The organism is Desulfobulbus alkaliphilus, from assembly GCF_016918545.1.
GTDB lineage: Bacteria > Desulfobacterota > Desulfobulbia > Desulfobulbales > Desulfobulbaceae > Desulfobulbus > Desulfobulbus alkaliphilus.
In genome coordinates this window covers 1-398 of record NZ_JAFFQC010000395.1, presented here as the reverse complement: position 1 = coordinate 398, position 398 = coordinate 1, and the positions used below count along the sequence as shown (strand labels likewise).

Annotated in this window: 1 protein-coding gene; it reads left to right on the top strand. The window is 53.0% G+C overall.

What is annotated here, in order from left to right; translation table 11 throughout:
• Nucleotides 1–6: 6 nt before the first annotated feature.
• On the top strand, nucleotides 7–398 hold a 392-nt coding region (locus JWG43_RS19095), incomplete at its 3' end, for an ISAs1 family transposase (RefSeq protein WP_205244478.1).

Sequence of the window (398 nt, the reverse complement as noted above, 5' to 3'; positions counted from 1 at the left end):
GCTCTCATGTCTATTGATGCCGTTTTCGCTCAGTTCTTCGACAATATTCACGACCCTCGCCAGCATGCCAAGATTTATTATCCCTTCTACGATGTCCTGTTTCTCACCGTCTGTGCCGTGATCGGCGGGGCTGAGGGCTGGGAAGATATTGAGGATTTCGGCGAGGTTCATCTTCCCTGGTTTCAATCCAAGGGACTGTTTAAAAACGGCATTCCTGTCCATGACACCATTGCCAGGATCATCTCCGGCATCAAACCAGAGCCGTTTCAGGCCGCCTTTGTGCGGTGGACTCAAGCCATTAACCAGCACACCGATGGCGCCCTGGTCGCTATCGATGGCAAAACCCTGCGCAGTTCCTATGACCGTGAGGATCGAACGTCGACCATTCACAGGGTCAG